Annotated in this window: 12 protein-coding genes; 8 read left to right on the top strand and 4 right to left on the bottom strand. The window is 62.3% G+C overall.

Features of this window, described 5'->3' with window-relative positions:
* Nucleotides 1-105: 105 nt before the first annotated feature.
* Nucleotides 106-4,758 carry a glutamate synthase large subunit gene (gene gltB, locus C8348_RS01510; protein WP_244293922.1) on the bottom strand — a complete coding sequence of 1,551 codons (4,653 nt, stop codon included), beginning with the start codon at nt 4,756-4,758 and terminating at the stop codon, nt 106-108.
* Nucleotides 4,759-5,497: 739 nt separating this feature from the next.
* Here gltB and C8348_RS01505 point away from each other — a divergent pair.
* From C8348_RS01505 to C8348_RS01480, 6 genes are all read left to right on the top strand, one after another.
* Entirely contained in the window at nt 5,498-5,794 is a 297-nt protein-coding gene (locus tag C8348_RS01505; protein ID WP_106751487.1) for a BufA1 family periplasmic bufferin-type metallophore, read from the top strand.
* Nucleotides 5,795-5,893: 99 nt separating this feature from the next.
* Nucleotides 5,894-6,781: an MNIO family bufferin maturase gene (gene bufB / locus C8348_RS01500; protein ID WP_106751486.1), complete on the top strand. Its 888-nt coding sequence runs from the start codon at nt 5,894-5,896 to the stop codon at nt 6,779-6,781.
* Nucleotides 6,768-7,571: an HvfC/BufC N-terminal domain-containing protein gene (locus C8348_RS01495; RefSeq protein WP_106751485.1), complete on the top strand. Its 804-nt coding sequence runs from the start codon at nt 6,768-6,770 to the stop codon at nt 7,569-7,571. Before bufB ends, C8348_RS01495 begins: the two co-directional genes overlap by 14 nt.
* Before the next feature lie 30 nt (nt 7,572-7,601).
* Nucleotides 7,602-8,186, top strand: coding sequence for a DoxX family protein (locus C8348_RS01490; RefSeq protein WP_106751484.1), 585 nt, complete (start codon nt 7,602-7,604; stop codon nt 8,184-8,186).
* Nucleotides 8,187-8,238: 52 nt separating this feature from the next.
* On the top strand, nt 8,239-9,273 hold the full coding sequence (locus C8348_RS01485; protein ID WP_106751483.1) for a threonine aldolase family protein: 1,035 nt from the start codon (nt 8,239-8,241) through the stop codon (nt 9,271-9,273).
* Nucleotides 9,274-9,446: 173 nt separating this feature from the next.
* A complete protein-coding gene (locus C8348_RS01480) occupies nt 9,447-9,905 on the top strand; it encodes a GyrI-like domain-containing protein (protein ID WP_106751482.1) in 459 nt (152 codons plus the stop codon).
* Nucleotides 9,906-9,995: 90 nt separating this feature from the next.
* On the opposite strand, the gene C8348_RS01475 is transcribed toward C8348_RS01480, so the two are convergent.
* On the bottom strand, nt 9,996-10,442 hold the full coding sequence (locus C8348_RS01475; RefSeq protein WP_106751481.1) for an Hsp20 family protein: 447 nt from the start codon (nt 10,440-10,442) through the stop codon (nt 9,996-9,998).
* A gap of 273 nt (nt 10,443-10,715) precedes the next feature.
* Here C8348_RS01475 and C8348_RS01470 point away from each other — a divergent pair, with 273 nt between their 5' ends.
* Both C8348_RS01470 and C8348_RS01465 read left to right on the top strand, forming a co-directional pair.
* A complete protein-coding gene (locus C8348_RS01470; protein WP_157950350.1) occupies nt 10,716-11,135 on the top strand; it encodes a hypothetical protein in 420 nt (139 codons plus the stop codon).
* A 65-nt stretch (nt 11,136-11,200) separates the two neighbouring features.
* Nucleotides 11,201-12,139, top strand: coding sequence for an alpha/beta hydrolase (locus C8348_RS01465; protein WP_106751479.1), 939 nt, complete (start codon nt 11,201-11,203; stop codon nt 12,137-12,139).
* On the opposite strand, the gene hisN is transcribed toward C8348_RS01465, so the two are convergent.
* Nucleotides 12,136-12,930, bottom strand: coding sequence for a histidinol-phosphatase (gene hisN, locus C8348_RS01460; RefSeq protein ID WP_106751656.1), 795 nt, complete (start codon nt 12,928-12,930; stop codon nt 12,136-12,138). The genes C8348_RS01465 and hisN overlap by 4 nt on opposite strands.
* 362 nt (nt 12,931-13,292) lie before the next feature.
* Complete coding sequence (locus C8348_RS01455) at nt 13,293-14,183, bottom strand: N-formylglutamate amidohydrolase (RefSeq protein ID WP_106751478.1); 891 nt, start codon at nt 14,181-14,183, stop codon at nt 13,293-13,295.
* Nucleotides 14,184-14,391 lie beyond the last annotated feature (208 nt).

Raw genomic sequence — 14,391 nt, 5'->3', positions numbered from 1 at the left:
GAAAAATCCTGTCTGTGACGGGCCGCCTCGACCATCAACGGGAGGCGGCGGCTTGGCGTTGGCACCCGCCCCGCCGGCTTGCCGGAGGGGCGGGGGAGGGGCGGCTTACTCGGCCGCCACCATGCCCAGCCGTTTCTCTTCCATCTCACGCAGCGCGCGGCGGTACTCGACCGGCATCACCTTGACGAACTTCGGACGGTACACGTCCCAGGCGTCGAGGATTGCCTTGGCCTTGGCCGAACCGGTGTAGGCCACGTGGTTCGACAACAGCTGGCGCAGGCGCTCGTCGTCGTGCCGGGTCATGTCGCCGGTCACGTCCACGCGTCCCTTGTGCTCCAGGTCGCCGCCGTGGTGATGCAGCTTCTCCAGGAGGTCATCCTCCTCGCTGACTGGCTCGATGTCGACCATGGCCAGATTGCAGCGCGAGGGGAACGAGCCGTCCTCGTCCAGCACATAGGCGATGCCGCCCGACATGCCGGCCGCGAAGTTGCGTCCGGTCTGGCCGATGACCACGACAATGCCGCCGGTCATGTATTCGCAGCCGTGGTCACCCACGCCCTCGACAACCGCCACGGCGCCCGAGTTGCGCACGGCGAACCGCTCGCCGGCCACGCCGCGGAAGTAGCACTCACCCTCGGTCGCACCATAGAGCACGGTGTTGCCGACGATGATCGCCTCTTCCGCCGGGATCTTCGACTTGTCCGACGGCCGCACGATGATCTTGCCGCCCGACAGGCCCTTGCCGACATAGTCGTTGGCGTCGCCCGTCAGGGTCAGCTTGATGCCGCGTGCGAGGAAAGCGCCGAAGGCCTGACCGGCAGTGCCCTTCAGGTTGATCTTCAGCGTGTCGGCCGGCAGGCCCTTGTGGCCATAGCGCTTGGCAACCTCGCCGGAGAGCATCGCGCCGGCCGAACGGTCGACCGAGCAGATCGTCTCTTCCACGATGGTCGGCGCCTTGTCGTCCAGCGCCGGCTTGGCGGCAGCGATCAGGCGGCGGTCGAGGATGTCGACGATCGGATGCTCCTGGCGCATGGTCCAGCGGGTGTCTTCAGGTGCGGCTTCCGGCTGGTAGAAGATGCGGCCGAAGTCGAGCCCGCGTGCCTTCCAGTGGTCAATCGCACTGTCCTTGTCGAGGAAGTCGGCGCGGCCGATGATTTCGTCCAGCTTGGCAACGCCAAGCGAGGCCATCAGTTCGCGCAGTTCTTCGGCGACGAAGAAGAAGTAGTTGATCACATGCTCCGGCGTGCCCTTGAAGCGCTTGCGCAGCACCGGATCCTGGGTGGCAATGCCAACCGGGCAGGTGTTCAGGTGGCACTTGCGCATCATCAGGCAGCCCGCCGCGATCAGCGGCGCGGTGGCAAAGCCGAACTCGTCAGCACCCAGCAGGGCGCCGATCAGCACGTCACGGCCGGTCTTCAGGCCGCCGTCAACCTGCAGCGCCACGCGGGAGCGCAGGCCGTTCAGCACCAGCGTCTGCTGGGTTTCGGCCAGGCCGATTTCCCAGGGGCTGCCGGCATGCTTGATCGAGGTCAGCGGCGAAGCGCCGGTGCCACCGTCATAACCGGAGACCGTGATGTGGTCGGCACGTGCCTTGGCGACGCCGGCGGCCACCGTGCCCACGCCCACTTCCGACACCAGCTTGACGGAGATGTCGGCTTCCGGGTTCACGTTCTTCAGGTCGTAGATCAGCTGCGCCAGATCTTCGATCGAGTAGATGTCATGGTGCGGCGGGGGCGAGATCAGGCCCACACCTGGTGTGGAATGACGCACCTTGGCGATGACCGCATCCACCTTGTGGCCGGGCAGCTGGCCGCCTTCGCCGGGCTTGGCACCCTGCGCCACCTTGATCTGCAGCATGTCGGCATTGACCAGATACTCGGTGGTGACACCGAAACGGCCAGAGGCGACCTGCTTGATCGCGGACCGCTGCGGGTTCATCGAGCCGTCCGGCAGCGGGTTGAAGCGCTCGGCTTCCTCACCGCCTTCACCGGTGTTCGACTTGCCGCCGATCTGGTTCATGGCGATGGCCAGCGACGTGTGCGCCTCGCGGCTGATCGAGCCGAAGGACATGGCACCCGTCACGAAGCGGCGCACCAGCTTCTCGGCCGATTCCACCTCGTCGAGCGGGATCGGCTTGCGGCCGAGTTCTGCCGCGTCCTTGATGCGGAACATGCCACGGATCGAGAAGCGGCCGGTCTCCCGGTTCGCCATCTCGGCAAACTCCCGGTACTTGTCCGGCAGGTTGCCGCGCACGGCGTGCTGCAGCGTCGCGATGGAATCCGGCGTCCACATGTGGCTCTCGCCACGGATGCGGTAGGCATACTCACCGCCGACCTCGAGCGAGCGGCGGAGAATGGCCACGTCCTCAAACGCTTCGCGGTGACGCATCACCGTTTCTTCCGCCACTTCCTTCAGGCCGATGCCTTCGATGGTCGTGGCGGTGCCGAAGAAGAACTTCTCGACAAAGGCCGAAGACAGGCCGATCGCGTCGAAGATCTGCGCGCCGCAATAGGACTGGTAGGTCGAGATGCCCATCTTGGACATCACCTTGAGAATGCCCTTGTCGATCGACTTGATGTAGCGGTGAACCACTTCATCGGCGTCGACTTCCTCGGGGAAGTCCATCTCGTGGTGCATCGAGAGCAGGGTCTCGAAGGCGAGATACGGGTTGATCGCCTCGGCGCCATAGCCGGCGAGCACGCAGAAATGATGGATCTCGCGCGCCTCGCCGGTCTCCACGACCAGGCCCACGGAGGTGCGCAGGCCCTTGCGGATCAGGTGATGGTGCACGGCGGCAGTGGCCAGCAGCGCAGGAATCGCGATGCGGGCACGGCTGATCATCCGGTCGGACAGGATGATGATGTTGTATCCGTCCCGCACGGCCTTTTCAGCGCGCTGGCACAGCTCTTCCAGCGCATCTTCCATGCCTGCAGCGCCCTTGGTGGCGATGTAGGTCATGTCGAGCGTCTTGGCCGAGAAATGATTGTCGGCGATGTCGCCAATGCGGCGGATCTTTTCCAGGTCCTCGTTGGTGAGGATCGGCTGGCGGACTTCCAGACGCTTGCGGTGCGACAGGCCCTTCAGGTCAAACAGGTTCGGACGCGGACCGATGAACGAGACAAGGCTCATCACCAGTTCCTCGCGGATCGGGTCGATCGGCGGGTTCGTCACCTGGGCGAAGTTCTGCTTGAAGTAGGTGTAGAGCAGCTTCGACTTGTCCGAGAGCGCGGAAATCGGGGTATCCGTGCCCATGGAGCCCACGGCTTCCTGGCCGATTGTCGCCATCGGCTGCATCAGGAGCTTGATGTCTTCCTGGGTGTAGCCAAAGGCCTGCTGGCGGTCGAGCAGGCTCTCGCCGGCCACAGGGGCGCGCTCACGCACGCCCGGCATGTCTTCCAGCACGATCTGCGACCGGTGCAGCCAGTCCTTGTACGGGTTCGCCGTGGACAGCTGGCGCTTGATCTCGTCGTCCGAGACGATGCGGCCTTCTTCCAGGTCGATGAGCAGCATCTTGCCCGGCTGCAGGCGCCACTTCCTGACGATCTTCTCGTCCGGGATCGGCAGCACGCCGACTTCCGACGACATGATCACATAGTCGTCGTCGGTGACGATGTAGCGGGCCGGACGCAGGCCGTTGCGGTCCAGCGTCGCGCCGATCTGGCGTCCGTCGGTGAAGGCCACGGCGGCCGGGCCGTCCCACGGCTCCATGATCGCAGCGTGATAGGCGTAGAACGCGCGGCGGTTCTCATCCATCAGCGGGTTGCCGGCCCAGGCTTCCGGGATCAGCATCATCGCGGCGTGGGCCAGCGAATAGCCGCCCATGACGAGGAACTCGAGCGCGTTGTCGAAGCAGGCCGTGTCCGACTGGCCTTCATAGGAAATCGGCCACAGCTTGGTGATGTCGTCGCCGAACTGCGGCGAGGAAACCGACGCCTGACGGGCCGCCATCCAGTTGACGTTGCCGCGCAGCGTGTTGATCTCGCCGTTGTGCGCGACCATGCGGTACGGATGCGCCAGATCCCAGGACGGGAACGTGTTGGTCGAGAACCGCTGGTGCACGAGGGCCAGGGCCGAGGTGAAACGCTCGTCCTTCAGGTCCTTGTAATAGGCACCCAGCTGGTAGGCCAGGAACATGCCCTTGTAGACGACGGTGCGGCTCGACATGGAGACCACATAGAAGCCGTGTTTCACCGCGTCGCTTTCTGCGCGCACGGTGTTCGAGATCACCTTGCGCAGCACGAAGAGGCGACGCTCGAAGGTCGTCTGGTCGGTGCCGGCAGCGGCAGCAATGAACACCTGGCGCGAAACCGGTTCGGTCGCGGCAATGTCGGGCGCCTTGGACAGCGACGAGTTGTCGACCGGCACGTCGCGCCAGCCGATGACCTGCTGGCCCTCTGCAGCGACGACGCGGGTGACGATTTCCTCGCACTTGGCGCGAAGGGCCGCATCCTGCGGCATGAACAGGAAACCGACGCCATACTTGCCCGGCTCGGGCAGGGTCACGCCCTGCGCGGCCAGTTCGGCAGCAAAGAAGGCATGCGGGATCTGCACCAGCATGCCGGCGCCGTCGCCCATCAGCGGGTCAGCGCCAACCGCGCCGCGGTGGGTCAGGTTTTCAAGAATGTTCAGGCCATCCTGCACGACCTTGTGCGACTTCTGGCCTTTGAGATGCGCAATGAAGCCGACGCCGCAGGCGTCGTGTTCGCGAGAAGGATTATAAAGCCCTTTGTCTGCCGCCTCGCGCAGACGCGTAGCCATGGTAGTCGCGGTTCGGGTGGTTGCACCCGTTTCGCGTTCGCCCAGGGCCATGGCTGTGCTTGCCGTCAGCTCACTCTTCATCATTATGCGTCCTCACTGTGATCGCAGTGGTGCCGCGTGACTTTCAGGATCAAGCGCAAGCGCGTCCGTCCACCCTGGACCAGGCGCAAGCGACACCTCCCTCAGCCTCTGCCGCGGCTCTGTCTTAATTTAACGCTTCGCTCGTCGAAAGCGAATCGTCACGCGTCCGGCGGAATTGCCGCCAGGCTTGGATCCGGCGGGTCTGCCCTGGTGCGGCCATGCGGCGCGCGCCCGGTGTGGACCAGTCCGTCGGGGCCCCTGTCTTGCCTGCGCTGGCCGGTGGTACCGATCCGGTCGTTCAGCGCCTTGCCACGGTTCGCCCATGGCTTGTCAGGTTTTCCATTTGCCGTCAAAAGGGACAGCATTGCTGCCCTAATTCTAGGCCGGGCGAACATGCCAGATTTCAAACGGGGGAGCAAGACCGTTTCTGAAGGGTAAAATCCTGTTTGTTTCGCGCCTTGCTCTGATTTTGATTTTTCACTTCACTTTTCCGCTTGTGGGGAAAGAAAATTTCACACTTCCCGTTCAATTAGTGTTGGGCCGGCGTGGTCAGTTTGTCACAGGCCTTTGATTTCCTGTTGAAGTGCAGTCTGGGCAATCTCCTGTTGCGCCAGACGGACAGACCGCCTGCCCCGCAGATCCTTTCTGGGAGATTTACATGAGCAAGATGATCCTTTCCGCCGCCTTCGTCGCTGGCGCCGTTGCAACTGCCGTTTCGGGCCTCACCACCGCTGCCGTTGCGCAGGATGCGAAAGAAAAGTGCTACGGCGTTTCGATGGCCGGCAAGAATGATTGCAAGGCTGGCCCGGGCACGACTTGCGCCGGTTCCTCGACCGTTGATTACCAGGGCAATGCCTGGACCCTCGTCCCGAAAGGCACCTGCGTGTCCATGAGCCTGCCGGATGGCCGCGTCGGCTCGCTGGAGCCGCTTGAGCGCGACCTGCCGAAGTCCTGATATGTGATCCTGTGGCTGCCTGGGCATTGGTCCGGGCAGCCATCCTTTGATACTGTCTTTTTTATCTGCTTTATCTGCCGCGACCTCGGGACCCCAGTCATGACCCTCACGACCGACCTGCGCATCGCTGCCGCCCTGCCGGCCCGGGCCGGTGTCGGGCTCAAAGGCGAGCATGTGCCGGACATCCTCGGCAGCCGTCCAGATGTTGGCTTCTTCGAGGTTCATGCCGAGAATTATATGGAGGCAGGCGGGGCGCCGCATCGGCATCTCGAGGCGATCCGCCGCGACTATCCCCTGTCGCTGCACGGGGTTGGCCTATCTATCGGTGGGGCAGGGCCGCTGGACCGGGATCATCTGGCGCGCCTGCGCAAGGTTGCCGATCGCTATGAGCCGGGCCTCTTCTCCGAGCATCTGGCCTGGTCGACCCACGACATCACCTATTACAACGACTTGCTTCCCGTGCCTTATACCGAGGCGACGCTGGCTCTCGTCAGTGCCCATATCGACGAGGTCCAGGAGGTGATGGGCCGGCAGATGCTGCTGGAAAATCCTTCCACCTATGTCGCCTTTGCCGAAAGCACGCTGTCGGAAACCGATTTCCTGCGTGAGATCGTTCGTCGCACGGGTTGCGGCCTGCTGCTGGACGTCAACAATGTTCACGTCTCCGCCACCAACCACGGCTGGTCGGCCGAGACCTATCTCGCCGAGTTTCCACTCGAGCAAGTGCGCGAGATCCATCTCGGCGGCCATGCGCCTGACATCGACGATGACGGCCTGCCGCTGCTGATCGACGCGCATGACCGGGCCGTCGACCAGGAGGTCTGGCGGCTGTTTGCACTCGTTGCCAATCGCCTTGGTCCCTTGCCGACCCTGATCGAGTGGGACAATGACGTTCCCGCCTGGCCGGTCCTTCTGGACGAAGCCCGGTCAGCCGACCGTATCCTGACAGCTGCTGCCAGCCGGGAGCCCCGTCGTGCCCTCGGCTGACGGTCGGCCCTGGCCACCCGGACCCGTCCCGGGACGCGATGACTTTGCCGCTGCCCTGTTCGCTCCGGACCTTCCGGTGCCGGCTGGCGTGGTTGGTCCGGGCGGCCGTCCTGCCGGCAAGCGCTTTGCCGTCTACCGCAACAACGTGGTCGTCAGTCTTGCCGAAAGTCTGAAGGCGACCTACCCGGCTGTGGCCGCTTTGCTGGGCGATGAGTATTTTTCCGCGCTGGCTCGGCTGTTTATGTCCGCGCATCCGCCAAAGTCTCCGATCTTGTCGCGCTATGGCGGTGATTTGTCGGATTTTGTCGCTGGTTTTGCTCCCCTTGCAGCCTACCCTTATCTTGCCGATGTGGCCCGGTTCGAATGGGCCTGGCTGGAGAGCTATCACGCGGCAGATGCCGTGCCACTTGACCCGGCAGAGTTGGCGGTCGTTGCGCCGGAGGTCCTGGGCGACGTGCGTTTCCGCGCGCATCCGGCAGCCCGCCTGCTGGCATCGGGTTTTCCGGTCTTCGATCTCGTTGTCGCGAACCGGTTCGAGCCGGAAGTCTCTGTCCCTATTGATCTTTTGGAAAGCCAGACCGTGCTTTTCTCGCGTCCGGACATCGACGTGATGTTCAGGGTACTTCCGGCTGGAACGGCTGCGCTCGCCAAAGCCCTGCTTGCAGGGCAAGCCCTTGGCGAAGCAGCAGAACTGGCTTTCGTTGCAGATCCAGATTTCGATTTTCCGCAAGGGCTATCGGTTCTGCTTTCCGCCGGTGTATTCTGCGGGCTCGACAGGGGCACGGCCTGATTTATCCGTGCAAAGGATGGGGGAACGACAATGTCTGGGCTGATTGATTTCTTTGTACGACTTTATACGGCAGTATTCAGTGCATTCGAACAACTGACGCGTGGCTGGTTCCTGGGTGCTTTCGCGCGCTTCGCCTTTGCCGGCGTGTTGTTGATGTATTTCTGGAATTCGGCGCTGACCAAGATCAGCTCCGGCCCTCTCGGCTTTCTCACCCCATCAACCGGTGCCTTCGCGCAGATCCTGCCCCAGATGATGCAGGCGGTGAGTTACGACCAGTCCCAGATCCCGTTCTTCCCCTATCATGTCATTGTTATTGCTGGGACCTGGGCCGAATTCGTGCTTCCGGCCATGGTCGTCGTCGGCCTCTTCACCCGCTTCGCCAGCCTCGGCATGATCGGTTTCATTGTCGTCATGAGCTATGTCGACATCACCGGTCTTGGTGCTGATGCGACGGCCATTGGCCAGCTTTTCGATGGCAATCCCAGCGCCATGATCTCCGACCAGCGCCTTTTGTGGTGTTTCCTGCTTACGGTTCTTGTTCTCAATGGTCCCGGCAAGATCTCGCTCGACTGGGTTCTGGGCCGGTTCTATTCCCGCCGCGCCCGCTATCACTGAAGCAGCTCCTGAGGCCACTTGCCGAGCGCTGTGGTGCCTGCTTTAAAGAGCCATGATCTTTTCAAGTGACAATTGGGCCGGCGCCAGCGCGCCGGTCAGCGAGGCCCTGACGCGGCATGCGTCCGGGCTCGTTCCCGCCTATGGCAACGACCCCCTGACGGAAGCCGTCTCGCGGCGATTTTCCGAGATATTTGAACGGGATGTCGCCGTCTTTTTCGTTGCGACCGGCACCGCTGCCAATGCCCTTGCCCTGTCGGCCTATGCCCGTCCGGGCGGCGTTGTCTTCAGTCACTCCGGTGCCCATATCCAGGTTGACGAATGCGGTGCGCCGGAATTCTTCACTGGCGGCGGCAAGCTGCGGGGCCTGTCCGGCGCCAATGGCAAGATCACGCCTGCGGCCTTGTCCGCTGCGATGGCTGACCATCCGGACGGCAATCCGATGCATGGTCAGGTGAGTGCCGTCTCGATTTCGCAGGCCACCGAATGCGGTACGGTGTACCGCCCTGATGAAATCCGTGCACTGGCCGATACTGCCCGTGGCCGGGGCATTCCGCTGCATATGGATGGCGCCCGCTTCGCCAATGCGGTTGCCTTTCTGGGCCTGAGCCCGGCCGAAGTGACCTGGAAAGCCGGAGTGGATGTCCTGTCCTTCGGCGCGACCAAAAACGGATGCTGGTGCGCGGAAGCAGTCATTTTCTTTAATCCGGACAATGCGTTGCAGTTTGCCTATCTGCGCAAGCGGGCCGGCCACCTGTTTTCCAAGAGCCGTTTTGCCGCCGCACAGTTTGAAGGTTACCTTGCAGACGGCCACTGGCTCGCGAATGCCGCCCATGCCAATGCTATGGCACGCCAACTGGGCGAAGGACTTGTCGCCAAGGGGCACCGGCTGGTCTGGCCGGTCGAGGCAAACGAGGTGTTTCCGGTCCTGCCGCACAAGACCATCGCAGCCTTACGTTCTGCCGGCGCGCTCTTTTATGAATGGCCGGCAGACAGCGTGGAACAGGACCATTCGGCTGTCCGCCTCGTCACCTCCTTCGCCACCGATCCGGCCGACGTCGCTCGCTTTGTCGAAGTCGCAGCCGGTTGAGCGAGCGACCGCATGAATAGGAAATTATTTCTCTTTGGCGGTCTTGCTGTGGGGAGATTAGGACAATTTGTCTTCGCCGGACTTTGTGTTTTCGCAATTGCCTATAGCGTCGGGGTCTGGGGCTGAAGTCGACTCACTGGCTTTGCCCGATCGTCAACGGCGGAGTGAGAGGCATGAACATCCATCCCACGCCCGAAATGTGGGTGCTTTCGATTGCAAAGCGGCTACGTATTCCCGATATCCGGGCAGTGTCTGGCGATCTGGCCGCGATAATCGAGGCTGATCGTGCGGCCTCTGGACTGGACGTGGCTGGTCCCTGGCTTTTCCTGTCCAGGAATCTGCCGAAGGATGGAAAAACCGAGTTCGACTGGCGGATCTGTCTGCCAGTCTCGGGGCACGAGCGCTACGGCGGGGCGCTGGAGTTGGTTTACCTTCCCTCCACGATCGTCGCTTCTGCAGTGTACCTTGGTGGATTGCGCAGTCTCTTTACGAAGGGATATCGGCCCCTCGTGCAAGAAATCGAGCTGTCGCGGCATGAATTTACCGGCCAAAGCCGGGAAGTCTATCATGACTGGCGCGGGGCTACGGCGCCTTATGGCAAGATCGAGATCCAGTTCGAGTTGGCGCGCTAGCCCTGGAGATGCCTTCGCAAAATAAGGCGCCCGGCCAAAGGGGCCGGACGCTTTCTTGCCGACGTCAGGGGAGGGGGCGTCAGCGGGAGGTCAGTGCGTGCTGGCTTCGATCTGCTTCGGCGTGCCGGCCGCGATCTCGATTTTGCGCGGCTTCATGGCTTCCGGGATCTCGCGCACGAGATCGATGTGCAGCAGACCGTTTTCCAGGTGTGCGCCGTTGACGCGCACGAATTCTGCCAGCTGGAACCGGCGCTCAAAGGCGCGCGAGGCAATGCCGCGATAGAGCACTTCGCCGGCGCCGTCGTCGGCCTGCTTCTCGCCCTTCACAGTCAGGACGTGTTCCTTCGCCTCGAGCGACAGTTCTTTTTCGCTGAATCCGGCAACCGCCATGGTAATGCGATAGGCGTTTTCGCCGGTGCGCTCGATGTTGTAGGGCGGATAGCTCGGAGTATCCGCGTTCATCGTGTCAAGCATGGAAAGCAGCTTGTCGAAGCCGACGGTCGAACGGTACAGCGGGCTGAAGTCAAAATGACGCATGATCTTGGGTCCTCTCTTGAGCAACACGAGATATCTGACATAAACCTTCCCCTGTCTGGCGAAAGGTCTGTCTTGTCCGCAGGCCCATCTGGCGCCTGCTTTAATGAGATGGGTTTCGCGTTTGCGCCTTTCAAGAGGGGGGTTGCGACTTCGAAACATGAATGACGGATGAACATGGCCTTCCGTTTCGGTTCAACGGCGGCGGTGCATCTTCCTTTCAACAACCGGCACACACCCTGTTTCGATGCCGGAAGATGTGAAAGGAAGACTGCCATGATCAAGTCCTCGCTTCTTGCTATCGCTCTTGCCGTGACGACCCTTGCCGCGCCTGGCGTTGCCAACGCGGACACGCGATTGACCGTGCAGTTCGGCAATGGCGCCGGTTACGTCCAGGTCCAGAACGGCTGGAACGGCCAGTATCCGGATCCGCGCTGGAGCCAGCCGGGCTGGGGACAGCGCGGCGGTGACCAAGGCTATGGACGTCCTGGCCATGGCCGCCACCAGGATCGCCTCAGCCCGCGTGAGGTTCGCCGGGTGCTGCATCACCAGGGTTACGATGATATCGATGTCCGGGATGCCCGTGGCCGGACCTATGTGGTGATTGCCACCGGCCGGCGCGGGGCACCCGTGAAGCTGGTTGTCGATGCCTTTTCGGGTGAGGTTCTGGAACGTGAGCGGCTGCGTCGCTGGTAAGCTGTTGACCCCGGGGGCCGGCCCTGTATTCCTCAGGACAGGGCCGGTCTGCCGGAGGCGATTCCATGCAGTTGATTGAAGTTCCCGGAAACCCCGTTCCCACAGGTGCGGTTTCCGGCATGATCGACACGCCCGATGGGGCGCAGTTGCGCTATGCGCGCTTCCCGGCCACTGGCAGCCCGTTGAAGGGCACTGTCACGGTGCTGCAGGGCAGGGCCGAGTTCATCGAGAAATATTTCGAGGTGATCGGCGAACTGCAGGCGCGCGGATTTCACGTGGTCACTTTCGACTGGCGCGGGCAGGGCGGCTCCTCCCGCCATGGGGCCAATGCCTTGCGCGGCCATGTGCGTGATTTCGCCGAGTATCGGCTTGATCTTGATACGATCCTGACGCGCATTGTCCTGGCCGATTGCCCGGGGCCGCACTTTGCATTGGCGCATTCGACCGGCGGCGCCATCCTGCTGTCGGATACCGAAAGGCTTAGAACGCGGTTTTCACGGGCTGTCCTGTCCTCTCCCCTGGTTGGCTTGCTGGATGTGGGGTGGCGGGAAAGTCTGTCCTATCGTGCCGCGCGCTGGCTTTGCCGCCTCGGTCTCGGGCGTCTGTTCATTCCAGGCGGCAATGCCTTGCTCACACCGGATTATGCGGGCAACCGGCAAACCAGTGATCAGGCCCGCTTCGAGCGGATGAATGCAGTCATTCACAGGAGGCCGGAACTTGGTGTCGGATCACCGACCAATGCCTGGCTTGCTGCTGTCGGCAAGACGCTTCTGTCGTTTCGCGAGATCGACTATGGCCCATCCGTCCATTTGCCGATTCTGATGATCGCGTCGGGAGCCGACAGGATCGTCTCCACCCGCGCCACCGAGGACCTGGCGACGCGGATGGTGGCGGCCGGGTTTGCCGTTGTTCCCGGTGCCCAGCATGAAATCCTGATGGAGGCAGACGTTTACCGCGACCAGTTCTGGGCCGCGTTCGATGCCTTCATACCCGGCAGCGACTAGGCGGCCGGCACGCTGGACAGTTGCTTCAGAACGATCTCATGCAGCCGCTTGTCGCCGCTGGCAACGATCCGTCCGCCATTGACGGGCGAGCCGCCGGTCCAGGTGGTAACGATCCCGCCCGCGCCTTCGATGATCGGCACCAGCGCGACAATGTCGTAGGCCTGCAGGCCGGTTTCGATGACAAGGTCAGCGAGGCCGGCCGCAACCATGCAGTAGGCATAGCAATCCGTGCCATAGCGGGCGAGCCGGGTGTCAGCTTCAATCCGGTCGTAGGCAGCCAGTTCCAGCGGTTTGAGGATGCGGGGGGTGGTCGTGAACAGCACAGCATCCGACAGCGTGGCGCAGGCCCTGGTCTTCAATTGCCGTGTGCCGATCGGGCCGCTGTACCAGGCCGTCTCGCCGTCACCGGCATAGGCCTCGTTGATATAGGGCTGGGCCATCATGCCGAGGCTGGGCTTGTTGCCGGATTTCAGGCCGATCAGCGTTCCCCAGGTCGGGAGGCCCGTGATGAAGGATCGGGTGCCGTCGATGGGATCAAGAACCCAGACGTGCTCGGCATCGATGCGTTCGTTGCCATATTCCTCGCCCTGGATGCCATGCGCGGCATACTCGGCGTTGATCAAGGCCCGCATGGCCGCCTCGCCGGCCCGGTCACCGGCTGTCACCGGATCAAATCCGCCGTCCAGTTTGTTTTCGATGGCTCCGTTGCTGCGGAAGTGAGGCAGGATTGCCTCGCCGGCCGCTGTCGCCAAACGCTCCAGGAAGGGGTAGAGGGTATGCTTAATCTGCATGTCTGGTTTGCGCATTATGCATGGCTCACGGCTTTTGCGACGAACTGTCGGCGAGTCGGAAAGGAACTTGCAGCGGGATTCTTATTTATTTCAGCGTGCTAATAAAATCCCCGAGGCTTCCTGTTTACTCTTTTGTTTCCTTTGGCGTCAAAGCCAAAGCCGAGGTGCAGTGCGGCAGGTCTTGACGTTTGTGCACTGCGGTGCGACCTTATTGCAGCGCGATACAGCGTTTTGCTGTAGCCGCCGCCCTCCTTGGGCGTTTCCTCCCTAGACTCGGGCCGCCTCCATTGGAGCGGCCCTTTTTTTATACGCACGCCTTGCGGCAGTTCATTGCTGATCTGGAAAATGGGGAGTGCGGATTCTCACTCGGCAGCAAGGCGCACCGGCAGCAGGGACACGTCCGGCATGCAGGTCAGATCGCGCAGGACGTCCATCAGGTCGTCGGCAAGCCTCGCCATGCCCTCGGTCGGGACATGCAGGTGCTCGTCCATGTAGAGGCCCCGGTTGATCTCGATCTGCAGCGCATGCAGCCCTTTGGCGGGGCGGCCGTAGTGCTCGGTGATGAAGCCGCCGGCGTAAGGCTTGTTGCGGCTGACGGTGTATCCCTTGGCCTTGAGCAGGCTGGCCGCAAGATCAGTCAGTTCCGTCGGGCAACTGGTGCCGTAGCGATCTCCGAGGATGAAATCCGGGCGGGTTCCGGTGGTCTGGCAGCGAATGGTTGACGGCATCGAGTGGCAGTCGATCAGGACCGCAAAGCCGAAATTGACATGGGTCTGGGCCAGCAGGCGTCGCAGGGTGTTGTGGTAGGGCTTGTACAGTGTCTCGATCCGCTCCATCCCCTCCTCGACGGTCAGCCGGTGGGAATAGATCTCCCGCGATTCGCTGACGATGCGGGCAATGGTGCCCAGCCCGCCGGCTACGCGCAGCGAGCGGGTGTTGGCATAAGGTGGCAGCCTGCCCTCGAACATCTTCGGATCGAGCTCATAAGGCTCGCGGTTGACGTCGAGATAGACGCGCGGGAAGCGGACCCGCAGCAGCGGGGAACCCATGGGAACCACGCCGGCAAAAAGTTCATCGACGAAAGCATCTTCCGAGCGTCGAATCGTCAGCCGGTCGAGGCGCGAGGCGTCAAGGAAACTTTGCGGATAGCAGGTGCCGGAATGCGGGGAGTTGAACACGAACGGGAGGCGCTGGTCTGCGGGCGCGAGAATTTCGAACGGCGGTTCAGAGCGGAAGTCCGTTACGATCTTCATTCTTTCCCCCCGCTGTGTGCGTGCTGCGCTCTCCCCAACGCACTGTTCAAGCTTGTATCTTTCCAATGAATCGGTCGATCTGTCCACACCTGAGACGGCTCTGGCACTGACCATGCGCTTCACTCTATCTTTACGGCGACCTGAAACACTAAAATGCAGTGAAACGGTCATCCGGAAAGGGTGGCTTCGGATTGTTCGGAGTTTGACG

The sequence above is a fragment of the Pannonibacter carbonis genome (assembly GCF_003012935.1).
In the GTDB taxonomy this organism is placed as follows: domain Bacteria; phylum Pseudomonadota; class Alphaproteobacteria; order Rhizobiales; family Stappiaceae; genus Pannonibacter; species Pannonibacter carbonis.
This window is presented reverse-complemented; position numbering and strand designations above follow the sequence as displayed.